General features: G+C 75.0%; 1 protein-coding gene. It reads left to right on the top strand.

Annotation, left to right across the window (positions count from 1 at the left end; translation table 11 throughout):
- Positions 1-220 (top strand): transketolase-like TK C-terminal-containing protein (locus tag IF20_RS37075; RefSeq protein ID WP_407702613.1); only part of this gene is annotated, 220 nt, incomplete at both ends.

The raw sequence follows: 220 nt of genomic DNA, 5'->3' as shown, positions 1-220 counted from the left end.
GACCAAGGAGTTCGGCAAGGGCGCCCCGCACGGTCTGGCGCTGACCCGCCAGGGCGTGCCGACCTACGAGCCCAACGCCGAGGGCGTGGCCAAGGGCGGCTACGTCCTGTTCGACGCCGAAGCGGCCGACGGGCAGAGCGCAGCGCCGCAGGCCGTGCTGATCGCCACCGGCTCCGAGGTGCACCTCGCGGTCGAGGCGCGCGAGCAGCTGCAGGCCGCC

Source organism: Streptomyces niger (assembly GCF_000718305.1).
Taxonomy (GTDB): domain Bacteria; phylum Actinomycetota; class Actinomycetes; order Streptomycetales; family Streptomycetaceae; genus Streptomyces; species Streptomyces niger.
This window is presented reverse-complemented; position numbering and strand designations above follow the sequence as displayed.